Source organism: Chryseobacterium jejuense (assembly GCF_900100075.1).
Classification (GTDB): Bacteria; Bacteroidota; Bacteroidia; order Flavobacteriales; family Weeksellaceae; genus Chryseobacterium; species Chryseobacterium jejuense.
In genome coordinates this window covers 100,172-122,315 of the sequence record NZ_FNEG01000009.1, presented here as the reverse complement: position 1 = coordinate 122,315, position 22,144 = coordinate 100,172, and the positions used below count along the sequence as shown (strand labels likewise).

The 22,144-nt window shown below is 35.2% G+C and carries 18 protein-coding genes; 10 read left to right on the top strand and 8 right to left on the bottom strand.

Annotated features, from left to right (window positions below; translation table 11 throughout):
• The 4 genes from BLS98_RS21795 to BLS98_RS21780 all read left to right on the top strand — a co-directional run bounded on the left by BLS98_RS21795 (position 1) and on the right by BLS98_RS21780 (position 6,818).
• Positions 1-2,367 (top strand): TonB-dependent receptor, encoded by a 2,367-nt coding sequence (locus tag BLS98_RS21795; protein WP_089739421.1) that lies wholly within the window; start codon positions 1-3, stop codon positions 2,365-2,367.
• Positions 2,368-2,377: 10 nt separating this feature from the next.
• Positions 2,378-3,658, top strand: a complete 1,281-nt coding sequence (locus BLS98_RS21790; protein ID WP_089739419.1) for a hypothetical protein — start codon at positions 2,378-2,380, stop codon at positions 3,656-3,658.
• Between the two features lie 284 nt (positions 3,659-3,942).
• Positions 3,943-5,487: a serine hydrolase gene (locus tag BLS98_RS21785; protein ID WP_089739417.1), complete on the top strand. Its 1,545-nt coding sequence runs from the start codon at positions 3,943-3,945 to the stop codon at positions 5,485-5,487.
• A 122-nt stretch (positions 5,488-5,609) separates the two neighbouring features.
• Entirely contained in the window at positions 5,610-6,818 is a 1,209-nt protein-coding gene (locus BLS98_RS21780; RefSeq protein WP_089739415.1) for a retropepsin-like aspartic protease, read from the top strand.
• Positions 6,819-6,827: 9 nt separating this feature from the next.
• Here BLS98_RS21780 and BLS98_RS21775 read toward each other — a convergent pair whose 3' ends face one another.
• Both BLS98_RS21775 and BLS98_RS21770 read right to left on the bottom strand, forming a co-directional pair.
• On the bottom strand, positions 6,828-7,721 hold the full coding sequence (locus BLS98_RS21775; protein WP_089739413.1) for an archaemetzincin: 894 nt from the start codon (positions 7,719-7,721) through the stop codon (positions 6,828-6,830).
• Positions 7,702-8,178 carry a SixA phosphatase family protein gene (locus BLS98_RS21770; protein WP_089739411.1) on the bottom strand — a complete coding sequence of 159 codons (477 nt, stop codon included), beginning with the start codon at positions 8,176-8,178 and terminating at the stop codon, positions 7,702-7,704. The genes BLS98_RS21775 and BLS98_RS21770 overlap by 20 nt, the downstream gene beginning before the upstream one ends.
• 115 nt (positions 8,179-8,293) lie before the next feature.
• Here BLS98_RS21770 and ruvX point away from each other — a divergent pair, with 115 nt between their 5' ends.
• The 5 genes from ruvX (at position 8,294) to BLS98_RS21745 (ending at position 11,908) form a co-directional block, all read left to right on the top strand.
• Positions 8,294-8,710, top strand: a complete 417-nt coding sequence (gene ruvX, locus BLS98_RS21765; RefSeq protein ID WP_089739409.1) for a Holliday junction resolvase RuvX — start codon at positions 8,294-8,296, stop codon at positions 8,708-8,710.
• On the top strand, positions 8,707-9,279 hold the full coding sequence (gene def, locus BLS98_RS21760) for a peptide deformylase (RefSeq protein ID WP_089739407.1): 573 nt from the start codon (positions 8,707-8,709) through the stop codon (positions 9,277-9,279). The genes ruvX and def overlap by 4 nt, the downstream gene beginning before the upstream one ends.
• 76 nt (positions 9,280-9,355) lie before the next feature.
• Positions 9,356-9,913, top strand: a complete 558-nt coding sequence (locus tag BLS98_RS21755; RefSeq protein ID WP_089739406.1) for a DUF5606 family protein — start codon at positions 9,356-9,358, stop codon at positions 9,911-9,913.
• A gap of 290 nt (positions 9,914-10,203) precedes the next feature.
• Positions 10,204-10,971, top strand: coding sequence for a nucleoside triphosphate pyrophosphohydrolase (gene mazG, locus BLS98_RS21750; RefSeq protein ID WP_089739404.1), 768 nt, complete (start codon positions 10,204-10,206; stop codon positions 10,969-10,971).
• A gap of 58 nt (positions 10,972-11,029) precedes the next feature.
• On the top strand, positions 11,030-11,908 hold the full coding sequence (locus tag BLS98_RS21745) for a hypothetical protein (protein ID WP_089739402.1): 879 nt from the start codon (positions 11,030-11,032) through the stop codon (positions 11,906-11,908).
• A 59-nt stretch (positions 11,909-11,967) separates the two neighbouring features.
• On the opposite strand, the gene BLS98_RS21740 is transcribed toward BLS98_RS21745, so the two are convergent.
• Complete coding sequence (locus BLS98_RS21740; protein ID WP_089739400.1) at positions 11,968-12,423, bottom strand: hypothetical protein; 456 nt, start codon at positions 12,421-12,423, stop codon at positions 11,968-11,970.
• Between the two features lie 123 nt (positions 12,424-12,546).
• Positions 12,547-16,263, bottom strand: a complete 3,717-nt coding sequence (locus BLS98_RS21735) for a metallophosphoesterase (protein ID WP_089739398.1) — start codon at positions 16,261-16,263, stop codon at positions 12,547-12,549.
• 26 nt (positions 16,264-16,289) lie between these two features.
• Here BLS98_RS21735 and BLS98_RS21730 point away from each other — a divergent pair, with 26 nt between their 5' ends.
• Positions 16,290-17,465, top strand: a complete 1,176-nt coding sequence (locus BLS98_RS21730) for a Pycsar system effector family protein (protein WP_089739396.1) — start codon at positions 16,290-16,292, stop codon at positions 17,463-17,465.
• 82 nt (positions 17,466-17,547) lie between these two features.
• Here BLS98_RS21730 and BLS98_RS21725 read toward each other — a convergent pair whose 3' ends face one another.
• The 4 genes from BLS98_RS21725 to BLS98_RS21710 form a co-directional block, all read right to left on the bottom strand.
• Entirely contained in the window at positions 17,548-19,866 is a 2,319-nt protein-coding gene (locus BLS98_RS21725; protein ID WP_089739394.1) for a GAF domain-containing protein, read from the bottom strand.
• A gap of 225 nt (positions 19,867-20,091) precedes the next feature.
• Positions 20,092-21,003 (bottom strand): hypothetical protein, encoded by a 912-nt coding sequence (locus BLS98_RS21720; RefSeq protein WP_089739392.1) that lies wholly within the window; start codon positions 21,001-21,003, stop codon positions 20,092-20,094.
• 14 nt (positions 21,004-21,017) lie between these two features.
• Positions 21,018-21,674, bottom strand: coding sequence for an ankyrin repeat domain-containing protein (locus BLS98_RS21715; RefSeq protein WP_089739390.1), 657 nt, complete (start codon positions 21,672-21,674; stop codon positions 21,018-21,020).
• Between the two features lie 13 nt (positions 21,675-21,687).
• Complete coding sequence (locus tag BLS98_RS21710) at positions 21,688-22,143, bottom strand: hypothetical protein (protein ID WP_089739388.1); 456 nt, start codon at positions 22,141-22,143, stop codon at positions 21,688-21,690.
• Between the last annotated feature and the right edge of the window lies 1 nt (position 22,144).

Below are 22,144 nucleotides of genomic sequence, written 5' to 3'. Positions count from 1 at the left end.
ATGAAGCGTATATTTTTTCTGATTTCTGTACTTTCTTCCTTAGCATTGGCTGCCTGTCCAATTACTTTAGTTGTTAAAAACATCAAAAACTATAATAACGATGAGGTGTATGTAGTGATTAACGGCGAAAAGAAAAAGATTTCAAAACAAGGAACTGTTGATTTTGCTGAGGTATCGGATGGTCCTGTAAAGGTGTCTGTGTTGTATCAGAATAAAGTTATTTATAATGATACGTTAGATATCAACTGCCAGTCACGTCAGAAGTATGAAATAGCAATTTCAGATGCAAACCGTATTGATGAGGTGTATATCAGAGGTAAAAAGAAACTGGAGAAACTCAAAGAAACTCCGTTAAGTGTTAAGATTGTTGATATGCAGGCCGTAAAAAGCCAGGCCAACAATATTGGTGAAATACTTAATATGGCAACCGGAATTAAGCTTCGTACAGAAGGCGGTGTTGGTTCAGGATTTCAGGTTAATCTTGGAGGTCTTCAGGGGAAAGCAGTCAGAATTTTCAGGGATGGAGTCCCTATTGAATTTTATGGACATAGCTTTAATCCGAATGTTTTATCTCCCAATATGCTGGACAGGGTAGATGTGTATAAAGGAGTAATGCCTATTTCTTTGGCATCTGATGCCTTAGGAGGCGGGATCAATTTTATCTCAAAACCTATACAAAAAGACAACCTCGAAATATCTAATGAGATTGCATCATTCAGTACTTATAAATCTCATCTTAATGCAGTATTTATAGGGAAAAAAGACAGCCTGTTCTATGTTGGAACGCAGGCAAGTTATGTATTTTCAAAGAACAATTATAAAATTCTGGGTGATGTTATCGATCCTGAGACTGCCAATCTTAAAAAAGTAGAAGCCAAAAGGTTTCATGACGATACCGAAGCTTCTTATATGGAAGTCTATACTGGTGTAAGAAATAAAAGCTGGGCCAATGACTTTAGAGTCGGGTTTATCTATTCTCATTTCTATAAAGAGATTCAGAATGACCTTGAAATGAGAAAACCTTATGGTGAAGCTTTTGCCAAAGAAAATAATGTGACGGGTTATCTCCAGTATAAAAAAATGTTCTTTGATAATCGTCTGAAACTAGATTTAATGACTGCTTTTGCCAGATATAACAATTCTTTTGTGGATATCAGCAGGCGAAGATACAATTGGCTGGGAGATTCAACTTTCAGTAATGAAAACAGCGTTGGTGAGATCAATAAAGGGAATGATATGAAAATGAATTATAACATGTTTCATACAAGGCTTAATGCCGCATTCCGGATCAATAATAACCACAGCCTGGAATTTGGAAATATGTATTTCTATCAACGAAGAAAAGGAAGTGATCCTTATGGAGCTATCAATATAAATGGCGAAGATGTACTTAAAATTCCAGCGATTTACAATAAGAATATTGCAGCTTTGGGATTGGTGTCTCATTGGCTTGACCGAAAAGTGGAAACTGTGCTTGGGGTAAAGAATTACTTCTTCAGTTCTAAAGGATATACTACGGATAAATATAATTTTACATGGGAGTCTGACCGGAATAAAAATGCATCAGGATATATGGCGGGAATAAGCTATAAGCCTAAAAATTTTATTCTGAAATTATCTTATGAGAAAGCAGTTCGACTTCCTGATGAAACCGAAATTTTCGGAGACGGAATTTTAATCAAAGAAAATCTTGACCTTGAACCTGAAAAAAGTGATAACGTCAATGTTGTTCTGGATTATACTTCATCGAATTATAAGCTGAATACAAGCTTGAATCTCTTCTATCGAAATGTTAAAAACACAATATTCATGATACCGGATAATCCTTATGGAAGGTATCAGAACTATTATGATAACCGAATTCTGGGATTAGAGTATGAAATTAACTACCAGCCTATAAAAAATATTCAGACAGGATTCAATTTTACCTATCAGGATATAAGGCTTAAAAACCTTTCCGGTTCCGAAAGTATCTGGGAAGATGCCAGACAACCGAATATTCCTTACTTATTTGGAAACCATTATCTGAGACTGAATTTTTCAGATATTCTCAATATGAAGGATAAGATAGAGCTGTACTATAACATTAATTACGTACATCGTTTTCTGCTATATCCTGTACCGAAAAACCTTGAGCCGGGATTGTTTTCCAAAGCTACTATTGCTTCCAGCGATCTCCTTATTCCGAATGATGGAAGGCTGGGAATGGTGGATGTAGGTGTAGGAGTTACCTACTTCCTGGCAGACCCTAAGCTGGCCATTAATTTTAGCGTTAACAATCTTACGAACGAAAGACTTTACGATAATTATAACGCACAGAAACCTACAAGATCTTATCATCTGAAATTAACGTATACAATTTTTTAATATTATAATCATGAGAAAATCAAAACCGATTTCAATACTTTTATCTGCATTAAGCCTCTTGCTTTTTACCCATTGCAGCAGCGATGACAATATTGAAGAGCAAAAACAACCAACAACACAAACTAAAGACAGCTGGATCATTTATAACAGTACAGCTGGATGGGGTGGAAATATTTATTCATTCTCAGAACTTCCTCAGGGAGAACTTTCATTAGCTGACAAGAAACCTTTCTATCAGATTGCGTATTCTGCAGGGGGAAAAGCTTTCGGGGAGAATATGTACAGACTTGGTGGTGCAGCATCTTCGGAAGAGGGTTTTTCTAAACTTACAGCTGATAATGCCGGAAATATTTCTTCAAAAGGCTTCATCGCTACCCAAAACAATGGATTTGAGCCTAACTATCTTGTAGTAAGTGATACAGAAGGATATTATTGGGATGGTTCAAGAGGAATGCTTAAAATCCAGACTTTTAACCCAGGAACCATGCAGCGTACAGGAGAAATTGATCTTTCTTCATTAGCGGGAATCATTAACCCTGGAGACCTTGAACCTGGAGAAACAGCTTATCAGGCTGCAGGACAGTTAATTTTAATCAAAAGAGATGATAAATTGTATCTTGATTTACAGATTGGTAAAAAAGGAGCAAACTGGCAGATCAAACCTGTTGTAAAAGAAGTAGCGGTTGCTGTATATAACCTGACCTCAAAAAAAGTGGAGAACGTTACAAGATATGCTAACACTACAAATCTTGGGCTTTTCACTGACCATGTTCTATGGAGTATTGATGAGGTAACCAAAGATATTTATATGGTAGCAGCATCAGATATGAAAGCTCAGGATGCAGCCTACTCATCTAAAATTCTTAGAATAAAGAACGGGCAAACTACTTTCGATTCTAACTTTGAAATTGATATGAAGAATTATGTGCAGCCGGCTGAATTTAACAGAATTTTCGCATACAATAATAAAATCTATACTACCATTCCTTCAACAGGTGCATCTTATTACAGTGGCGGGCATGGAGTAGGCTATAGAAATGATATCTGGTTCTGGAACGAAATTGATGTTCAGACAAAGAAAGCTGTAAAACTTGATATTCCTGTGGATAATTTCTACAACTATCAGAACCCATTCTTATATAAAAACAGAATCTATTTTATGTCTAATAATAAGGCTGATAACTTTTCAGGTTTAAGTTCTTATGACCCTGTTTCTAAAAATACAAAAGTTGAGTTTAAACTTAAAGGAAGTGGACGATTAATGGGAGTTAATATCATTTCTAAAAAATAATTTCTTTTTTGTTAGTACAATAAGATCATTTGATTTAACGACAGCCGGAAGAGTTTTCTTCCGGTTTTTTTGTGGGGGAAAAGTTAGGAGCAGGAGGCTGGAAGTTATTGTAGGTAGTAATATTAAATTATAGCCCAGGGAAGAGATTAAGTGTAAAATAGCTCCCTTTTATTAAACGTCTTAGAGCACTTACAGCCTCCCTCTTGCAGCCTCTCTCCACATAAATCACAATTTTCCTCTTCCGGACGCATGTTATTTACTAAATTTGAGAAAATTAAAAAATAATGAAACAGAAATTTTCTTTTTTCATTTTTCTTTTAACCGTAGGATTGGCGAATGCACAGGTTGAAGAGAAAAAACTGGATGATCTGATCCAAAATACTTTGAAAACCTTTGACGTTCCAGGAATGTCTGTAGGAATTGTAAAAGACGGAAAAATTACTTATTCCAAAGGATTTGGAGTGCGTTCTCTTACCTCAAAACAGGCAATGGATGATAACACTTTAGTAGGAATTGCTTCCAACTCAAAAGGGTTCACTTGTGTAGCATTGGCGATTCTGGCAGATGAAGGAAAACTGAACTGGAACGATAAAGTTTCTAAATACATTCCTGAATTCCAGATGTATGATCCATACGTTTCTCAAAATGTGACCATCAAAGATTTGATTACTCACAGAGCTGGATTAGGGCTGGGACAGGGAGATCTGATGTTTTTCCCGGAAGGCGGAAGTTTAACCGTTAATGATATTGTTCACAACGTAAGATACCTGAAGCCTGAAAACCCTTTCAGAACAACCTTAGATTATAACAATATCATGTTCATTGTTGCTGGTGAAGTTATCCACAGAATTTCCGGATTAAGCTGGGCAGAATTTATTGAACAAAGGATCATGAAACCAGTAGGAATGACCTCCAGTTTTGGAAGCTACAACAGAGCGAAGGCCATTACCAATAAAATTGATGCTCATGCACCTGTAGACGGAAAAGCCATTGCCGTTCCTCATGATTGGAATGAAACCGGTAATGCTGCAGGAGGAATTATGAGTAATATTAAAGACATGACAACTTGGGCGGAATGTTTATTAAACAATTTCACCACTAAAGACGGTAAAAAATTAGTTTCAGATAAAAATGTTCAACAGCTTTGGAGCTTACAGATTCCGGATAAAGTAGCGGCTAAGAATCCTTATGATACAAGTTTTTACGGATACGGTTTAGGCTGGTTCCTAAGCGATGTAAAAGGACACAAACAAGTACAGCATACAGGAGGATTAATAGGAACAGTAACACAGTTTACTCTCATTCCTGATCTTAAATTAGGGATTGTTGTATTAACGAATCAACAGTCTGGAGCAGCGTTCAACACGATTACCAATACGGTTAAAGATTCTTATCTTGGAGTAGCAGACAGAAACTGGCTGAAAACGTATGGAGACAGAATGTCTAAAGTAGAAGCAGAATATGATAAACAAAAAAAAGAAGCTTTTACAAAGTCGGATGCCTTTAAAAAGGAAAAAGCACTTCAGCCCAAAGCAGAACAGTTTACAGGAACTTTTAACGATGTTTGGTTCGGTGATGTAGAAATTGCTCAGCAGGGAAGTACTTACAGAATTTCATGTAAAAATTCACCAAGATTAAAAGGAGAATTGCTGCCATATTCCAATAACTCATTCATCATTAAATGGGATGACAGAAGTTATGATGCTGATGCCTATATCATATTCGATTATGATGAAAGCGGAAAAGCTCAGTCTGCAAAATTAAAAGCAATTTCTGATGTTACAGACTTCAGTTTCGATTTTGATGATCTGGATCTGAAGAGAAAATAAACTATTTTCTAAGGAAGAATTCAATAAATCCATATTATTTTATATCTTTAAATGTAAAATAATATGGATTTATTGTTTTGTAAATAAGCTTGTTATGTTGGTGTGGATTAATTTTTATAACTATGAAAAATATTTTTTTTACAGTCATTTTTATACTTCTTTTCATTTCAACAGGGTGTTTGGAAATGATCTCTGCACAAAAACAGATTCCCGTTATAAAGGCAACAAGTGATAAAGCTATTATTTACGACGGTGCAAATGTTAAAGTAGATTGGCGACTGGATCCCAGAGTAAAACCCGATATCTATTACACCAATTTACCTTACAAAAAAAGTAAGATAGAGGTGGTTACAGATCAGGGGAAGCAAAGCTTTACTGCTCAGTATGGGGAAAGTTATGATTTAATAGTTCTGCTTAATAAAAAAGACAGTTGTTTCGTTCGTATCATGGCTAAAGAAGATCCTTCTTTTATTTCTCTTAAACAAAATGAAAATAAACCTTATCCTCTGGAAATCCCCTTTACAATAACAGGATCTCGAATTTATTTTAAAGGACTTCTGAATGAAAAAGAAGAGGTAAATATACAGTTTGATCTTGGAGCGGGAACATCCTGTGTTAATAAACTTTCATCAGAAAAACTTCAACTTTCTTTTACAGATAAAACAACAATTAGTAATACACAAGGAGTAAATGAAGCTCGTAAAAGCCCTGGAAACAGATTACAAATAGGAGATGCCGTTTGGAAAGATGTTCCTCTTACAGAAGTGGGAAATATGAAACCGGATGAAGATTTGATTGTTGGGAATGGCTTTTTCAGGGATAAAATTATTGAGATTGATTATGATAGGAAAATAATGCTGATTCATAATCAATTACCAGCTAAAGTGAAGGAGTTTAAAAAACAAGAAATATTCTACGAGCAAAATCGCCCAAAATTCAAAGTTGATTTTACTCAGGACAATAAAAAATATTCTTTTTGGTTCCTTTTTGATACAGGAAGAGAAGGCACAATGCTGATTGGAGATGACTTTACAAGTCAGGACGAAAATTGGAAAAATTTAAAAGAGCTGCAAATGGTGAATGAAAGGAAACTGGTTCGGTTAAATGCTTCTATTGCCGGAAGAGAATTTAAAGATATTATAACAAATGCTGCAGATCCTCAGAAACCGACAGGAAGGCCAACCTTATTCGGAAATCAGATTCTCAGCCAATTTAATGTGATTTTGAATAATAAAGACGGAACGCTCTATTTAAAGGCCAATAAACGAATCAATGAACCTTTCATGAACTATGATCGATATCTGAAAGAGATGGCGAATAAAAAAGAGTAGAGAATAATGTTAGGGAAGTAGATCAATATCCTTTTCAGCACGGGCAAACTCTGAATTGAGATGGTGTCTTTCAAAGAACTCTTTTAATTCAAATAATCTTTTTTTGTTGTTATAATGAATGCTGGAGTTAAGTTTTCTCTGGCAGAGTGAGCAGGCTCTTGCATAATGAAAATCAGTTTCAGTAAGCGTATTGGTTCCGTTCATCACACAATTGGCATTCAGGCAATGACTGATCCCAAACATGTGCCCAATTTCATGAGAACTGATTTTCATAAGCCTTAAAAGGCTTTCATTAAAGTTAGAATCTGTTAAACGTCCGTTCGCAAATCTGTACATTGAAGTAACTCCAACACCATTTTCATAGGATGCTAGTCCAAAAACATAGTTCCAATCTGGCCTTGGGAAAAGATCTCTTTCAGTAATTCCCATAAACACTATTGCATCTTTTGGCTTTCTTTTAATTAAAAAACTATCCAGTACATAGCCCGCAAATATCTGTTCCTGCCCATTTTTGAAAATTCTTTTTACGTTTTTAGGAAAAATCCTGTTGGGTAAAGCAGGTAATATTTTCGTTTCCAGCTGAAAATAAATCTTTAAATAGTCTTTTGTAAGCTCAATTTCCTTTTGCTGAAGCTTATCAAAATCTCCAATAGGTTGTAGATAAATAGTGTTCTTTCCCGGTTCTGGTTTTATCTTTTTTGATTTTTGAAAGTCTTCAAACTGCTGAAATTTTTCATCATGATTATATCTCCAGGTTCCGGGTTTGGGAGTGGCAGACAGTTTTACATCATTGATGGCAATGGTTTCAAAATAAGTCTTCTCTTTTTTCTGACATGAAAAAAAGAGTATAAAGACAATGGTGCAAAGAAAAATCGGGATAAAGTTATATTTTCCCTGGCTCATAAAAGAAAAGGAGTTTCTTTTTGGCACCGTCAAATTCAGACCATGATTCACAGTCTACTTCAAAACCGGCTACTCCACAAGTTGGAAAATGAAAAATATCTTCCGAAATGGAATTGGCAAAATTGGAAATTCCATTATTATGAGAGAAAATAGCAACCGAACTCAGATTGTCATCCAGATCATAGATTACAGATTCAAAATTTCTTTCCGAAGGATTGTATAGTTTTTCATTCGTAGAGCAATCCAGCTGATAAGCTTGATTGAAAATTTTACAAGTGTTCAAAGCACGGACTGCCGGGCTTGATACAAAATATTCGATAGAAATATCATTGTTTTTAAGGAATCTGGACATGTTCATAGCATCCTGCAGCCCTTTGTCTGCCAAGGGTCTGTCAAAATCCTCCGTTTCTTCCGGCCAGTCGCTTTTCGCATGTCTTACGAGGATGAGTCTCTTCATATATCTGTTTTTTGGAAGATTAAAATTATAAAAAAAAATATGGAATAAAACATGATTTATATAAAAAAACTGCGTAATGAATAAAATCAGTAAATTTTACTAAATTTGCAGACTTATGGGACAAATCCTTGCAATAGACTACGGAAAAGCCCGTTGCGGCATCGCTGTAACGGATGATATGCAGATTATAGCCAGTGGGCTGGACACTGTAGAGAACCGTAATTTAATGGAATTTTTAAAAAAATATTTCAATGAAAATAAAGTGGATGAAGTAGTAATTGGACTTCCCATAGATTTGAAAGGAAATATTTCAGAGGTGGAAACCGATATTTTAAAATTCATTGAAGAATTTAAAAAAGAATTTTCGGATATTGCAGTGCATCGTTTTGATGAAAGATTTACTTCCAAAATGGCTTCATTCTTTATTTCCCAAAGTGGAAAAAGCAAGAAGAAAAGACAGGAAAAAGGATTAATAGATAAAGTAAGTGCAACCATCATATTGCAGAATTTTTTAGAACAAAGATTAAAATGATATTACCGATAAGAGCTTTTGGGGATCCTGTTTTGAGAAAAGTGGGAAAAGATATAGACAAAGATTATCCCGGATTACAGGAACTGATAGATAATATGTTCGAAACGATGTACAGCGCAAACGGAATTGGTCTTGCAGCGCCTCAGATCGGTTTGGATATCCGTATGTTTGTAATAGACGTAACTCCTCTTGCGGAAGATGAGGACTATGAGGATATTAAGGATGAGCTGGCAGAATTCAGAAAAGTATTCATCAATGCCAGAATTCTTGAAGAATCAGGAGAAGAATGGAAGTTCAACGAAGGCTGTTTATCTATTCCGGATGTAAGAGAAGATGTGAAAAGAAAGGGCACAATCGTTATTGAATATTATGACGAAAATTTTGTGAAACATACAGAAACTTTTTCCGATATTAGAGCCCGCGTAATTCAACATGAGTATGACCACATTGAAGGGATTCTGTTTACCGATCACTTAAGTGCTTTGAAGAAAAAGCTGGTAAAAGGAAAACTATCAAAAATCTCTCAGGGGGATGTAAGCATCGGTTACAAAATGAGATTTCCGAAATAATTTAAACAAGGATTAAAAGAAATAATAAAAAGCAAAAAGCTGATTGCTGATTGCAGAATTTACAAAAAATAAAATTATGCTGTTAGAAAAAATAATTTCAATTTCTGGAAAACCAGGACTTTACAAATTAGTTTCTCAATTAAGAAACGGATTCATCATTGAAGATGTTACCAACAAGAAAAAAGTAAGCATTGGAAACTCAAGCCAAGTAAGCTTATTAGATAATATCGCAATGTTTACATTTGAAAAAGAAGTTCCATTGTTCGAAGTTTTTGAAAATATTGCAAAAAACAACGATTACAAAGAAACAATTTCTCACAAATCTTCAGATGCAGATTTGAAAGACTTTATGTTAACTTCTCTTCCTAACTACGATACTGAAAGAGTATATGCTTCTGATATCAAGAAATTGGCTCAGTGGTACAACACACTTCAGAAAGCTGGATACATCACTCCAGACAGTTTCGTAAAGGCTGAGCCTGAAACTTTAGATGGTGAGCCAGCAGAAGAAGTTAGCTTAGATCTAGATGCTAAAAAAGCAGCTCCAAAAGCAGAAAAGCCGGCAGCTCCAAAAGTAAAAGCTACTTCAGCAGCAAAATCAGCTCCGAAAAGTACGCACAGAAAACAAGGATAACTCATTTTTGAATTTACCATATAAAACCTCGTCAGAAATGATGAGGTTTTTTTGTTTGTATGAATTGATAAATATTGTTGATATCATTCTGAGCGGAACAAAGGATCTACAAAGAGTAGATTCCAAAAACCTAACAGGTTGTCGAAACCTGTTAGGTTTCAACATTCAGTCTACCACGTTATCCCGCACCCCGAATCCCGAACCCTCTACCTCGTAACTTTCACTCCCAACGTTTGTAATGGTGTCCGAATAACCCTTACATTTGTATAATATTGAATTTCCAATTACTTATGAATACAAAACAGGAAAAATTAGAAGCTTTCGGGAGATTACTGGATATTATGGATGATTTGCGTGAGAAATGCCCGTGGGATCAGAAACAGACTTTGCAGTCTCTTCGTCATCTTACCCTGGAAGAAACGTATGAGCTTTCCGATGCTATTTTACAGGAAGATTTGCAGGAGGTTAAAAAGGAGTTAGGAGATGTACTGCTTCATTTGGTTTTTTATTCTAAAATAGGTTCAGAAAAAGGAAGCTTTGATATTGCAGATGTTATTAATTCTCTAAATGAAAAACTGATTTTCCGTCACCCTCATATCTATGGAGATACTAAAGTGAAAGATGAGGAAGAAGTAAAACAGAACTGGGAAAAATTAAAACTGAAAGAAGGAAACAAATCTATTTTAGGAGGAGTCCCGAAAAGCCTTCCAAGCTTGGTAAAAGCTTATAGAATTCAGGATAAGGTAAAAGGGATCGGTTTTGAGTTTCATGATGCAGAAGATGCCTGGAAAAAGGTGGATGAGGAGATTCAGGAATTTCATGCAGAGACCGATTTGGATAAAAAGGAACAGGAATTGGGAGATGTATTCTTCTCATTGATTAACTATGCAAGAATTTCAGGAATCAATCCGGATTCAGCATTGGAGAGAACCAATCTGAAGTTTATTTCAAGATTTAAGAAGATGGAAGGTCTTGCAGAAGAACAGGATTTAAAGCTTGCAGATATGTCTCTAGAAGAAATGGATGTTCTCTGGGAAAAGGCAAAACAGTTATCATAACCCCAGAATTGGAACAATTAATGCTACTTATATTCCGTTAAAAAAATAAATCATAAATATGTTACGTTTTCTTATACTTCCCGCTATGCTTTTATTAAGTTGTAACCCAAAAGCTCAGAATTCACCTGTTCAGGGTGATGATCTGAAGCCCCAGTTTTCTTTACCTAAAAAATTAAAGGAAGTTTCCGGGATCACGTTGTCAAAAGATAAAAAAACAATCTGGGTCATAGAAGACAGAGGAAATAAAAATGCGGTATATGGTCTTAATGACAGTGGGCAAATGATGGCTAAAGTTCCGGTTGAAAATGCTGAAAATACAGACTGGGAAGACATTATATCAGATACTCAGGGGAATATTTATATCGGGGATTTTGGAAATAATGATAATAACCGACAGGATCTGACTATTTTAAAAACCGATCTGAAAGATATTACCCAAACCACTACAAAAGTTGTTCAAACCACTAAGTTCCATTATGAAGGGCAAACGGAATTCCCACCGAAAAAATCAAATTTGCTGTATGACTGTGAAGGTTTTGTAGAGATGGATGGGAATTTCTATCTTTTCACCAAGAACAGAAGCAAGGGGTTTGATGGAACTTTCCTTGTTTTTAAAGTACCTAATAAAGAAGGAGACTTTGAAGCTAAACTGATTGGAAAGTTGAAGTTAGAAGGCGGATATAATGATGCGGCTATTACTTCAGCAACCATTAACAGTACAAAAGATAAGATTGTGCTATTGACGCATAAAAATGTACATGTTCTTACAGGATTTAACGCAGATGATTTCAGTACTGCTAAGATTAATAAAATCCCTTTACATCATAACTCACAGAAAGAAGCGATTGTTTTTCTTAATGACCAGACTTTAATGATTGCAGATGAGAAAGGAAAAGACGAAGGCGGAAATGTATACCAGTTTTCTCTTAAACCATAGATTTTGAAATAAAATAGATCAACTAAAAATCCCACGGAGTGTTCCATGGGATTTTTTTATTATTGTTTCCTTTGAAATTCGTCGTACAGCGATTTCAATTCTTTGGGCGGGTTACCGGAATCAAAGCTTGCAGAAGTATAAGTAGTGCCATTACTAGTAATCATAAGATTAGCGATCATAGCCTGATCGGAATGTCGTCCTGTAGTAGGAGCTTCAAGTGTTGATATTTTAGATAAATCAATAGCAGCAGCCTGTTGTGTAATGCGCTCCCAGTCAGAAGAAGCCATTGGAGATTGTTTTTCCTCACCATTAAAAGAAGAGGTTTTAGACTTAGGAGTGAAGGTCATTATTGTATGAAAGCCTCTGGTTTGTTCCGTTAATTCTATTTTTTCGATTTTTGTCTTCTGAGTGTTTACATTTACATTTTTTTCAATGTTTCCATTTTTGCTTTGGTTCTGGCATTGAATACTTGATACAACTAAAATAATATTAAGTAAAGTGATAAGTGTTTTCATAATGTGCTTTTTATGATGGTTTATTGGCTAAAGTATAAAAACGTATTGAATATAAAACTATTATGTTCGTTAAAAAAGAAAAACTCAGGAAACTCCTGAGTTTTTGTTGACAAATATTTTTATTTAAAATTTCATTCCTATTCCGGCAGAGATACGTCCACCATCTGCACCATAGAAATAATTCAGTCTGGCAGACATCATTTCCACAACACTTAACCAAACTCCGGCACCTACTGATTGGTGCCACTTTCTGGAGTATTCACCATCATTCCATACACGGCCAATATCGTAACCAACAAGAATTCCCAGATTGGCAGGGATAATATTATTTCTGATTCTTCCAAAATCCCAACGGATCTCTGAATTATTGGTGAAATAGGATCTTCCAGAGAATCTTTCATTCCTGAATGCTCTCATTCCATTATTACCTCCGATAGTTGCAGCCTGATAGAATTCAAAATTATCATTGTTGATCCACATGGCATTGCTGGCATTGGCAAAAACGAAAACCCCTTTTTTATCAATTCTATGGTCAATCGCGAATCTTCCTTTTACTGTAAGGAAGTTTCTGTTGAAATTGGAAAAAGTAGCTTTCCAATCGGCATTCAGCATCAATTCCATTCCCAGAGTTGGGAAGGCTGTGTTATCTGCATTTTTATAGCTGAACGTATAATTAGCACCTAAGAATTGCTGGCTGTCAAAAACCTCAGATCTTACATCAGGGGAAGTGTTGATAAAACGTCCGTCCTTTCTCTGTACTTTATTATCTTCAAAAGTAAGCTGCATCTGATGGCTGAAATTCATCCAGCCCTTCTTCGAGATGGAAGGAGCAACATTAAATTTTGAAATTCTTGCCCTGTTGTATTCTCTTTCCGTACCTTCTTTATCATATAGACTTTCATTAGAGAGTCCAAAGAAGTTTTGTGAAAATCTTGGGGTAGTATAAGCTGCATCAATATTAAAATCCCATCCCGAAATTGCTTTCTTGAAAATACCTTTATAAATAAGGCTGAACCCGGCAGTAGCAGTATAAAAATTGGCTTTTAAACTATGTTTTTGAGTAAAAGGGTCACGGAGGAAGTTATTCACCGTATAATTAGCTAAAACACCAACAATAACCCCGTCATCCGGGTTATAATCTAAATTAGGGTATCCTGCGAATGCATTGTATTTCGGATGTTTATAATTGTAGGTGTTGATCTCATAATCATCAGCAATATTTTTAGTAGCATTTCCTGCATTATAAGTGTTTTTTTGAGAGGCGAAGTCGTAAATTTTTACTTTTCTTCCATCTGCCACATTATATACATCATGGTTATAGCCGCCAATCAGTCTGATGTTCATTTTAGGGCGACCAGTTCCCACTACATCATAAATATCATCATCTTCCAATCCGTAAATCCAAAGTTCTTTTGTTTTTGAATCATGATAAGTCTTCTCAAAAACCAGTTCATTTTTATCTTTGTTTTTACCTAATTTATATTGCTGTACAAGAACGGAATGTCCATTTTTGGTAATGACAAACTTATCCGGGTTCACAGTTCCTGCCAAAGGAACTTTTTCCTGGAGTACATTATAATAATCGGATGCGTATTTCTGTAGTTTTGTTTTTCTTATTTTCAGTTTTCTCTGGATCTCTGCTACGGTGCTATCCTGAACTTCTTTAGGCAGGTTATGGAATGCATCATCAATATCCGCATCAGTAAGGTGTTCCTGGATGTATTTTGCCTGAGCTTCCCATTCTTCCTGAGTCGAACTTTTTAAAAAGACAAGATCCATGGGATAAGGTTCCATAGCCAGCCATTTTACACTGCTGATATCTTCTGTAAAGGTTTTCATATGTCGGATGGCCGGAACATTCATGATAAGTCTGAATGCTGCCCCGTCATATTTACTGAATGCCTGGTCTCTATCCTTTGGAATCGGTTTATAGATGATTTTATCACCTTGTTCATATTCTGCCCATTTCCACTGATCAGAATGCCTGTCCCAGTCACCAATCAGCATATCAAACAATCTTGCTCTGATATAAGACTCTCTGTCTACAGAGTATTTGTAGTTTTTGGTCAAGTTTTTCAGAACATCGTCAGTAGAGACAATATCTTTTGCATGATCAAGGTAAGCCAATGTTTTCGGATCCGAAGAAAAACGTTCTTCAATCATATACATTTCATCACCATAGTTTTGATTATACTTTCCTAAAGCATGTTGCTTGGGAATATAATATAACTTCGGGTTGCTATGGAAAATATTCAGTTTTTCTGACATGTTTCCAATGGTAAACGGAGTAAACGGATGGTTGGTGGTATAAAAATCTAAAAGGAATTTCTCAGGGAAAGTATTGGTTAATTCTTCTGCCAAAGTGCTTTTTTGAAAAGCCATATTATTAAGGAATCGTACGGCACTTTTTTTCACTCCACGCATCACGAACTCCTGTCCGTCATTAGCTTTTAACCTTAAACTGTTGGATTGGTTTCCTCCTCCTTCTCTAAAAGGAATATAACCGCCATTCAGCTCAGAAAGATTGGCCGTAGGAGCATCAATAGGAATTCCGTAATAGTTTCTGTAGTGATCTCCCCAAAGCCATCGGTAAAATCCACCTTTTTGGGTAAGCTGAACCGGATAGATGCTGGAAGAGAATGTAGCTGGGAATGTATTGGGAAAATTATTCACAAATTCATCAGGTTTGGATATCACGGAGATCTGGGATAATTTCTGAAGTTTAGCATCCTTTGTGGAAAAAAACTCTACATCTGTACTTTGGTCTTTTCTGATATTGAGGATCGCAAAGCCGTTTCCACCATAGGAAAAGTCTGTTTTTTCAGCAATGGTAGAAGGATCTGTTTTAGAACCTGCGCCACTGATGATCTGTCTCATATTTCCTTCTTCATGATACTGTAAATTGTGGTCATGTCCCGAAACGAAAATGACATTATCTTTATCCTGTACAATACTTTTCAGTCTGTTGGCCAGCTCAGTGTAGTGTTGGTTGTTAATATCTGCCGGGCTGATTCCTGAAGAGCTTCTTAGAATATTAATAAGACTGGCTACTCCTGGTACCGGTATTTTACTTTTCAGAGGATAAAGGTGCGATTTCGCAGAATGAAATCCTGCATGGGTTCCACTGCTGATGATCGGATGATGTAGGGCAACAATAATTTTTTTACCCTGGTTTTTGATGATAAGATCTTTAAATTCTGTGTAAAAATCCTCACGGGTTTTGATGTTGCAGCTTTTATTAATTCCTGGATAATTGTCCCAGTTGGTAATTGCCCATTCCGTATCGATGGCAATTAACTTAATATCTTTAGTGATGCTGATGTCGTCAATAGGACATCCGTTTTTAGGTAGGAAGGCCTTTTTATCATCAAAATATTTTTTCACCAACGATTCCTGGGCATTTAATCCGCTTAATCCACTGTACCAATCATGGTTTCCAGGGATTACAAGAGTTTTTCCTTTAAAATTTTTAGTGATAGAAAGTTGATCTTCCAGTTTTTGTTTGGCTAAAGCATAGCCTTTATCAGATTCTTTAGGCATTCCGTTGGGATAGATATTATCTCCAAGGAAGATCAGCATAGAGTTGCTGTCTGCAGAATCCAGCTTGCCTTTAAGTAAATTCAGCGTTTTCTGTGCTTGTGGTTCATCTGCATTTCCGGCATCTCCAATGAGGAAAAGCTTAAAATCATTTTCAGATTTTATCTCGGAATCTTTTACTTCGAATAAGTTTTTGCCTTTTTGTACGTTATATGTTGCGCAGGAATACATCACTCCGGCGGACATTACTGTTCTCAGAACAATAGAAGTATTTTTTAGATGAGTTTTAAAGGATAAATTCATAAATTTACATTAACAAAAATTCAGGAATGAGCATTCTAGACAACGCTAAAAATTATGTTGAAATCTTATTCAAAGATAAGTTATCTTCAGTATATTTTTATCATAATTTTATTCATACTGCCTATACAGTCAATAAGGCCGAGGAGATTATGAAGCATACCCCTGTTTCTGAAGAGGATCAGGAAAAAGTACTTGTGGCCTTATGGTTTCATGATACAGGATATATAGAATGTGCGATGAATCATGAAGAAAGAGGAGTGGAAATCATGAAAAAATTTCTTCATCAGGAAAATTATCCGGAAAGCTATATTTCAGATGTGGAGAAACTGATTCTGGCGACTAAAATTGCCTATGTTCCTCAGAACTTACTGGAGAAAATTGTAAAAGATGCAGACTTCAGTCATTTTGCCGGCCATGATTACAATGATATTTCTGATGCTTTAAGAAAAGAATGGGAGCTTACCAATGTAAGATGCTTTTCTAATGAAGAATGGAATGCCGGAAATCTGGATATGCTGAAAAACAAGCATACTTTTTATACAGATTATGCCAAAGAAAACTGGGAACCTTTAAAAAAGAAAAATATCAAGAAGATCGAAAAGAAGCTGGGAAAAGAAGAAGAGAAAAAAGAGAATACGGATACTAAATCTGATAACAAAAAAGATAAAGAAAAATCAGACAGAAGTGTGGATACCTTATTCAGGGTAACACTTAACAACCATACAAGGCTGAGTGATATTGCAGACAGTAAAGCGAATATTCTTTTGTCTGTAAATGCAGTTATCATTTCGGTTTGTCTTTCCGTATTGGTTCCGAAACTTGATGCTCCGAAAAATTCACATCTTATTCTTCCGAGCTTCATATTGTTGCTGTCAAGCGTATTGACTATTGTGTTTGCAATATTGTCTACAAAACCTAATGTTACGAAGACAACGTTCACCTCTCAGGATATTGCCAACAGGAAAGTCAACCTGTTGTTCTTCGGAAACTTTAATCAAATGTTGTTTGATAACTATCTGGACGCGATGAGAGATCTGATTAAAGACAGAGATTATATTTATGATTCTATGGTAAAAGATCTGTATTATCTGGGTAAGGTTCTGGACAGGAAGTATAAACTTTTATCCATAACCTATAAAATATTTATGGCCGGAATTATTATTTCCGTACTGTCTTTTGGATTTGCTTTCTTTAGTCTTTAATTAAAAGAAAAATATAATGATTTTCAGTCAATTTTTATATTGGCTGATTTTTTTTTATTTTTTTTGAAGTAAGAAACAGATCTTAATTTACAGTATCATCCTGGCTGATAGAAACCCTCAATGCCAGCAATCCTGTAATTCCCTGGAGATCCTCTACCTTTAGAAATTCTATATCATGTTGCAGAATACCTTTCTTTTGAAGCTTGGTGATATATTCCAGATATTCTTTCTGATTTTCCATTCCGAAATATACGATGGTAATTTTTCCGGGAGCAGTAATTCGCTCTGAAGAATCTTTTACGTGAGCTTTATCTAGGCGTTTTTTAATGATCTCGTAGTAGGAATTATAGGCTCCGTCTACATCAAAACGCTTTTCATCCATTCGGAAGCGGATGTCTATTTTTTCATTATACACAAAGATCAGGGAAGCAATATCCAAAGAAATGGGAAGGTCCTGTTTAAAGGATTGAAACTCAAGTTCCATTTTGCAGATGGTCTTCAGCTGCCAGTATCTTAATTTGTGTACAACTTTTGAAGTATAATGTAGTTCCGGCGAAATATTATGGCCAATGTATAGATTGTGCTCTACACCATCAGATTTAAATCTTTCATAGTAATGAGGAAAGATCTGCTGGGCTTTGATCTGGTTTTCATCCAGCATGTCTGCCAGTTTTCTGTTGAGAAGCGTTATAGAATCGTCCAGTTTTTTTCTGTGATTATAGAACAGATCGGTTTGGGAAAGTACCTGTAAGAAATAATCCTTAATTTTTGTTTTTACCTCCCGGGATGATCTCACTTCCAGTTTGGCTTGTAAAAAAGGATGAATTTCTTCTCTCAATAATCTCTGAAAACGTTGTTCTGTATCAGCTTTGATTTCATTGTTTAGTTCATTCTCAAAAACATCAAGAGCCAGTGTAAATTTTTCCGAATCAGAATTCGTTAATGTCAGGATATCAATAAGCCACTCAATTTGTTGGTTGAGATCCTGAAGCATTAAGTTAAACCGCTTTTCAGAGGAAGAACGAATATCAGATACTCCAAATAAAGGAGTTAGATTTTTAAAGGAAATTTGCTTTAAAGTATATATTTTTTTACCCAATGAAGCTGTAAAATATTTCTCTGCTTCATTTCTGAATTTCCACACTACACTATCGTGAATTGAAGTGTATTCACGCTGGATGATTGCTTCTATCTGGTAATTTTTTTCGAAATAGAACCTGCTCAGAGAGAAAAGAATCATATCTGAGAAAAACTCCATTTTTTTGAGTTTTAAACCATTAAAACTACCGGCAATAGGAGAGGTGAACTCCATGATCGCAAGCAGATCATTGTCTTTCATGATAGGGATTACCATGAAACTATTGACATTATTATCCTTTAAAATATTAAAAGATGGAAGCTGCCTGACATTTTCATCCAGCTTATTCACATTGGAAACCACAATGGGTTTTGAATTATGACTTAAGTTGTTGAAAGTATTTATTCTGGTTTCTTCATCAAACGTATTGATCCAGAAGTCAAGGATATGATTTGTTAATACGCTTTCATAAATAGGAAGCTTATCAAGCTTTTGTTCTTTCTTATTGAAAGTCATCAGCCCGAAGTTGAGTTCGGCTACATCAAAATAAGATTTGAAGATCTCAGTCAGGTTTTCATTAGGGTTTAAATCTTCGGGATCAATTTCTATCATGCTTGATTTCAGATCAGACAATGCTACCTCAGAGGTGCAGTCCACAAGAGAAATAATGGTAAAACCTTTCAGTATCCATGATTGAGAGGGAAAATACTTTTTCCACAGTTTAAAATCATCCAGATTTTCCAACAGCATATCCAGAATATCATCCGAAGGAATTTTAGCGTCTTCTGTAGGAAAAATTTCAGTAAAATCTGAATTTACTGTAATCTTATAATGTTTCATGATTCCCTGTTTATTGGGGATATCATAATAAAAAGGGATGGTACTTTTAATATCTTTTTTAAAATAAGCTTGCAGAATCAGGCAGCAACAGAATACATAAAATTCGTTATCGCTAATATTTCTGAGCTCTATCTCAAAGTCTGTTCCTGCATCTTTCAGTATTCCTTTAAATCTTTCGGTATAATTGAAGGTGATGTTGGAAAGAGGAATACTAGCCGCTTTTATTTCATTATGGGTAAGGCCAGTAGGGAAGAGGTCAGCAAGAAGTAATCTGATGAGGTCACCATTTTTTTCCAAAAGGCTGATGTCCTGAAAGCCCTCTTTCAGCTCTTTAAAATTCTTCGTCTTCTCAATTAAAGATTCAGCATAATTAACCCTATATTCCAGGCGGTCGTTATAACGGATATGCTCCAATACATCCAAATATTTTTTGAATGATATATAAACCTGAAAGGGAGAGTCTTTTTTGTAAAGATTGGCCAACTGCTGAAATTTAGAGTAAAGTTATGAAAAAAAGACTATTTCCAACTCTGTTTTAGATTGGTAAAAATGATTCTTTATACTTCTTTTGTTCTGTTTTTTTGAAGAAATAATCAAAATGCATATAACATTGTATGGTTCTGATTTACTTTTTAAAAATATCAGCAGTCATTTTCTCTTTTTAAGAATTATTGAATAAAATGACACCGTTTTTTACTGTATGTTGCCTTACTTAATCTTGCCATCCGGTTGGATTCTATATTTCTTTTTCAATATTCTTTTTTCGGTGGTGTTTTTTCTTGTATAGAGTTCAATCTCAAAATTTTTGGTAATGATGAAGTCATTGACGGTTTCACCATCAAATTCTGCAATCTGCAACGATGAAATCACTTTGTTTTTTGCAGCCACTATCAGATCGTATCCTTCTATATCAGAATCTGTATAGGCAAGAATAAAAGGTTGTACATTATTGATTTTGGGAAGCATGAAAAAGCTGGTGGGAATATCTTTAATCCCATATTCCTCAAGAATATTTTTATTTTCAGGATAAGAGTACTTTGGATATCTATTTGCACATTCTTTTTCATCAAATTTTACATAACATGTAGAATAATAATCCTCATGATCGAAAGGTAAAGCAGATATCCTGTATTTTGTATTTGCTGAGTTGCCTTGTTCATTTACCTGTGGAATTTCAACCTTCTTATTTTTAATCAGTGAAGCTGCAAATTCTTTGAATGATTCCTGTGCATCGAGGATATATTCATCCAGAATGTTCTTATTGGTTTCCTGATTGATGATTTTATCAATTTCCCCTGTATTGCTGTAATAGAAAAGATAGGTTTCTTCATTAGTTTCCTCCAATTTGTCGTTTATATAGTTTTCCACTTTGAACTTTACTTTTACGGAAGTTTTATCCTGGGAAATTTCTTCAGCAGTATAGGTGGCTGCACATCCTGCACCACAACTTAGAGTGAAGGAATTATTTTCCATATTTGCTATGGTTTCTTTGGAAGGAGTTGCTATAGCTGTGGTTTGTGCCGGGGGAAGACTTTCTATTTTTTGTTCCAGTGTTTTCTTCTTACAAGAGGATAAAAGAGAAATGATGAATAGAGATGTTAGAATTGCTTTTGTTGTCATATGATGAGGATTGGCTATTTTTTGAATAAACTAAAGATACTTTTATTATGCTCTTGGGCATAGTGGTAAGCAGAGAAGCCTTCAAAGGTCTTTTCATGTGGATCTGCTCCTTTTTCAAGCAATAATTTAACTATTTCAGGTTGATTGCTTTGAGCAGCTTCTAATAAAGGGATGAATTTTTTGTTTCCTTCAGGATCGGTAAATGTTTCAATTTTTGTTCCGGATTGTATCAATAGGTTCACAATATTTGCATTCTTGGAGTTGATAGCTGCTATAAGAAGAGAATATCCTTCTTCATTGATCTGGGTATTGAGATCTGCTTTATGATCTATAAGGAATTTTACCATTTTTTCATTTCCTGCATTGATGGCAATATATAAAGCTCCATAAGCATAATATTCGTCTTCTGCAGCATTGTTAATATCAGCCCCGTTTTTTAATAGTTTTCCGGCTTCTTCAATGTTTCCGGATTTTACAGCTAATCCAAGTTGATTATATTTTAAATGATCTTCTTGATCCTGAGAAGAAGTTTCAACAATTTGCTGAGGTTTTGCTGTAGTATCTTTTATAATTGTTTTTTCAGCTTTCGGCGGGTTGTCTTTTTTTACTTCTTTAGAGCTACAGCTCATTAATGAAATTATGGCTAATACAGCTACTACATTTTTTATCATACACCAAAAGTATTTATTTTTCCTTTATTAAAGGCATTTCATTATTTCCAGGGTTAATAAAATAGATTGGGTAACCAGAAATTAAATAAGTATTATCTGATTTTTCGATGTAAATAATTCCCATTTCATCCTCTAAAGAAGGGTTGAAAATGATTTTTATTTTATCATCATTGAGTTTTTCCGCCCGTATATGAGAATAGGATTCTTTATCTCCACCGTCATTAATCTGGATTGAAATATCATTTAGAGACTTGATCATAATGTCATAACTCGTTTTAATCTCATCCCTGTTTGATGCTTCAAAATGATAATGTCCTTTCCAATGATTCGGAGCTTCTATAGATTTTGTTGGGTTATTCTGAGCTGGAGCTCCTATATTTTCGGTGGGTTGAACAATTGCTTTATGGTTGTCTTTCTTACAGGAAAAAAGAGTTATAAGCAGTAATTGGGTGATAATGATATTTTTCAAT

Bases quoted from the DNA above. Each gene is read 5' to 3' on its own strand.
- BLS98_RS21720 (WP_089739392.1), bottom strand. From the start codon at position 21,003: ATGACAACAAAAGCAATTCTAACATCTCTATTCATCATTTCTCTTTTA.
- mazG (WP_089739404.1), top strand. From the start codon at position 10,204: ATGAATACAAAACAGGAAAAATTAGAAGCTTTCGGGAGATTACTGGAT.
- BLS98_RS21770 (WP_089739411.1), bottom strand. From the start codon at position 8,178: ATGAAGAGACTCATCCTCGTAAGACATGCGAAAAGCGACTGGCCGGAA.
- BLS98_RS21795 (WP_089739421.1), top strand. From the start codon at position 1: ATGAAGCGTATATTTTTTCTGATTTCTGTACTTTCTTCCTTAGCATTG.
- BLS98_RS21735 (WP_089739398.1), bottom strand. From the start codon at position 16,263: ATGAATTTATCCTTTAAAACTCATCTAAAAAATACTTCTATTGTTCTG.
- BLS98_RS21730 (WP_089739396.1), top strand. From the start codon at position 16,290: ATGAGCATTCTAGACAACGCTAAAAATTATGTTGAAATCTTATTCAAA.
- BLS98_RS21715 (WP_089739390.1), bottom strand. From the start codon at position 21,674: ATGATAAAAAATGTAGTAGCTGTATTAGCCATAATTTCATTAATGAGC.
- BLS98_RS21790 (WP_089739419.1), top strand. From the start codon at position 2,378: ATGAGAAAATCAAAACCGATTTCAATACTTTTATCTGCATTAAGCCTC.
- BLS98_RS21785 (WP_089739417.1), top strand. From the start codon at position 3,943: ATGAAACAGAAATTTTCTTTTTTCATTTTTCTTTTAACCGTAGGATTG.
- ruvX (WP_089739409.1), top strand. From the start codon at position 8,294: ATGGGACAAATCCTTGCAATAGACTACGGAAAAGCCCGTTGCGGCATC.
- BLS98_RS21755 (WP_089739406.1), top strand. From the start codon at position 9,356: ATGCTGTTAGAAAAAATAATTTCAATTTCTGGAAAACCAGGACTTTAC.
- def (WP_089739407.1), top strand. From the start codon at position 8,707: ATGATATTACCGATAAGAGCTTTTGGGGATCCTGTTTTGAGAAAAGTG.
- BLS98_RS21745 (WP_089739402.1), top strand. From the start codon at position 11,030: ATGTTACGTTTTCTTATACTTCCCGCTATGCTTTTATTAAGTTGTAAC.
- BLS98_RS21740 (WP_089739400.1), bottom strand. From the start codon at position 12,423: ATGAAAACACTTATCACTTTACTTAATATTATTTTAGTTGTATCAAGT.
- BLS98_RS21780 (WP_089739415.1), top strand. From the start codon at position 5,610: ATGAAAAATATTTTTTTTACAGTCATTTTTATACTTCTTTTCATTTCA.
- BLS98_RS21775 (WP_089739413.1), bottom strand. From the start codon at position 7,721: ATGAGCCAGGGAAAATATAACTTTATCCCGATTTTTCTTTGCACCATT.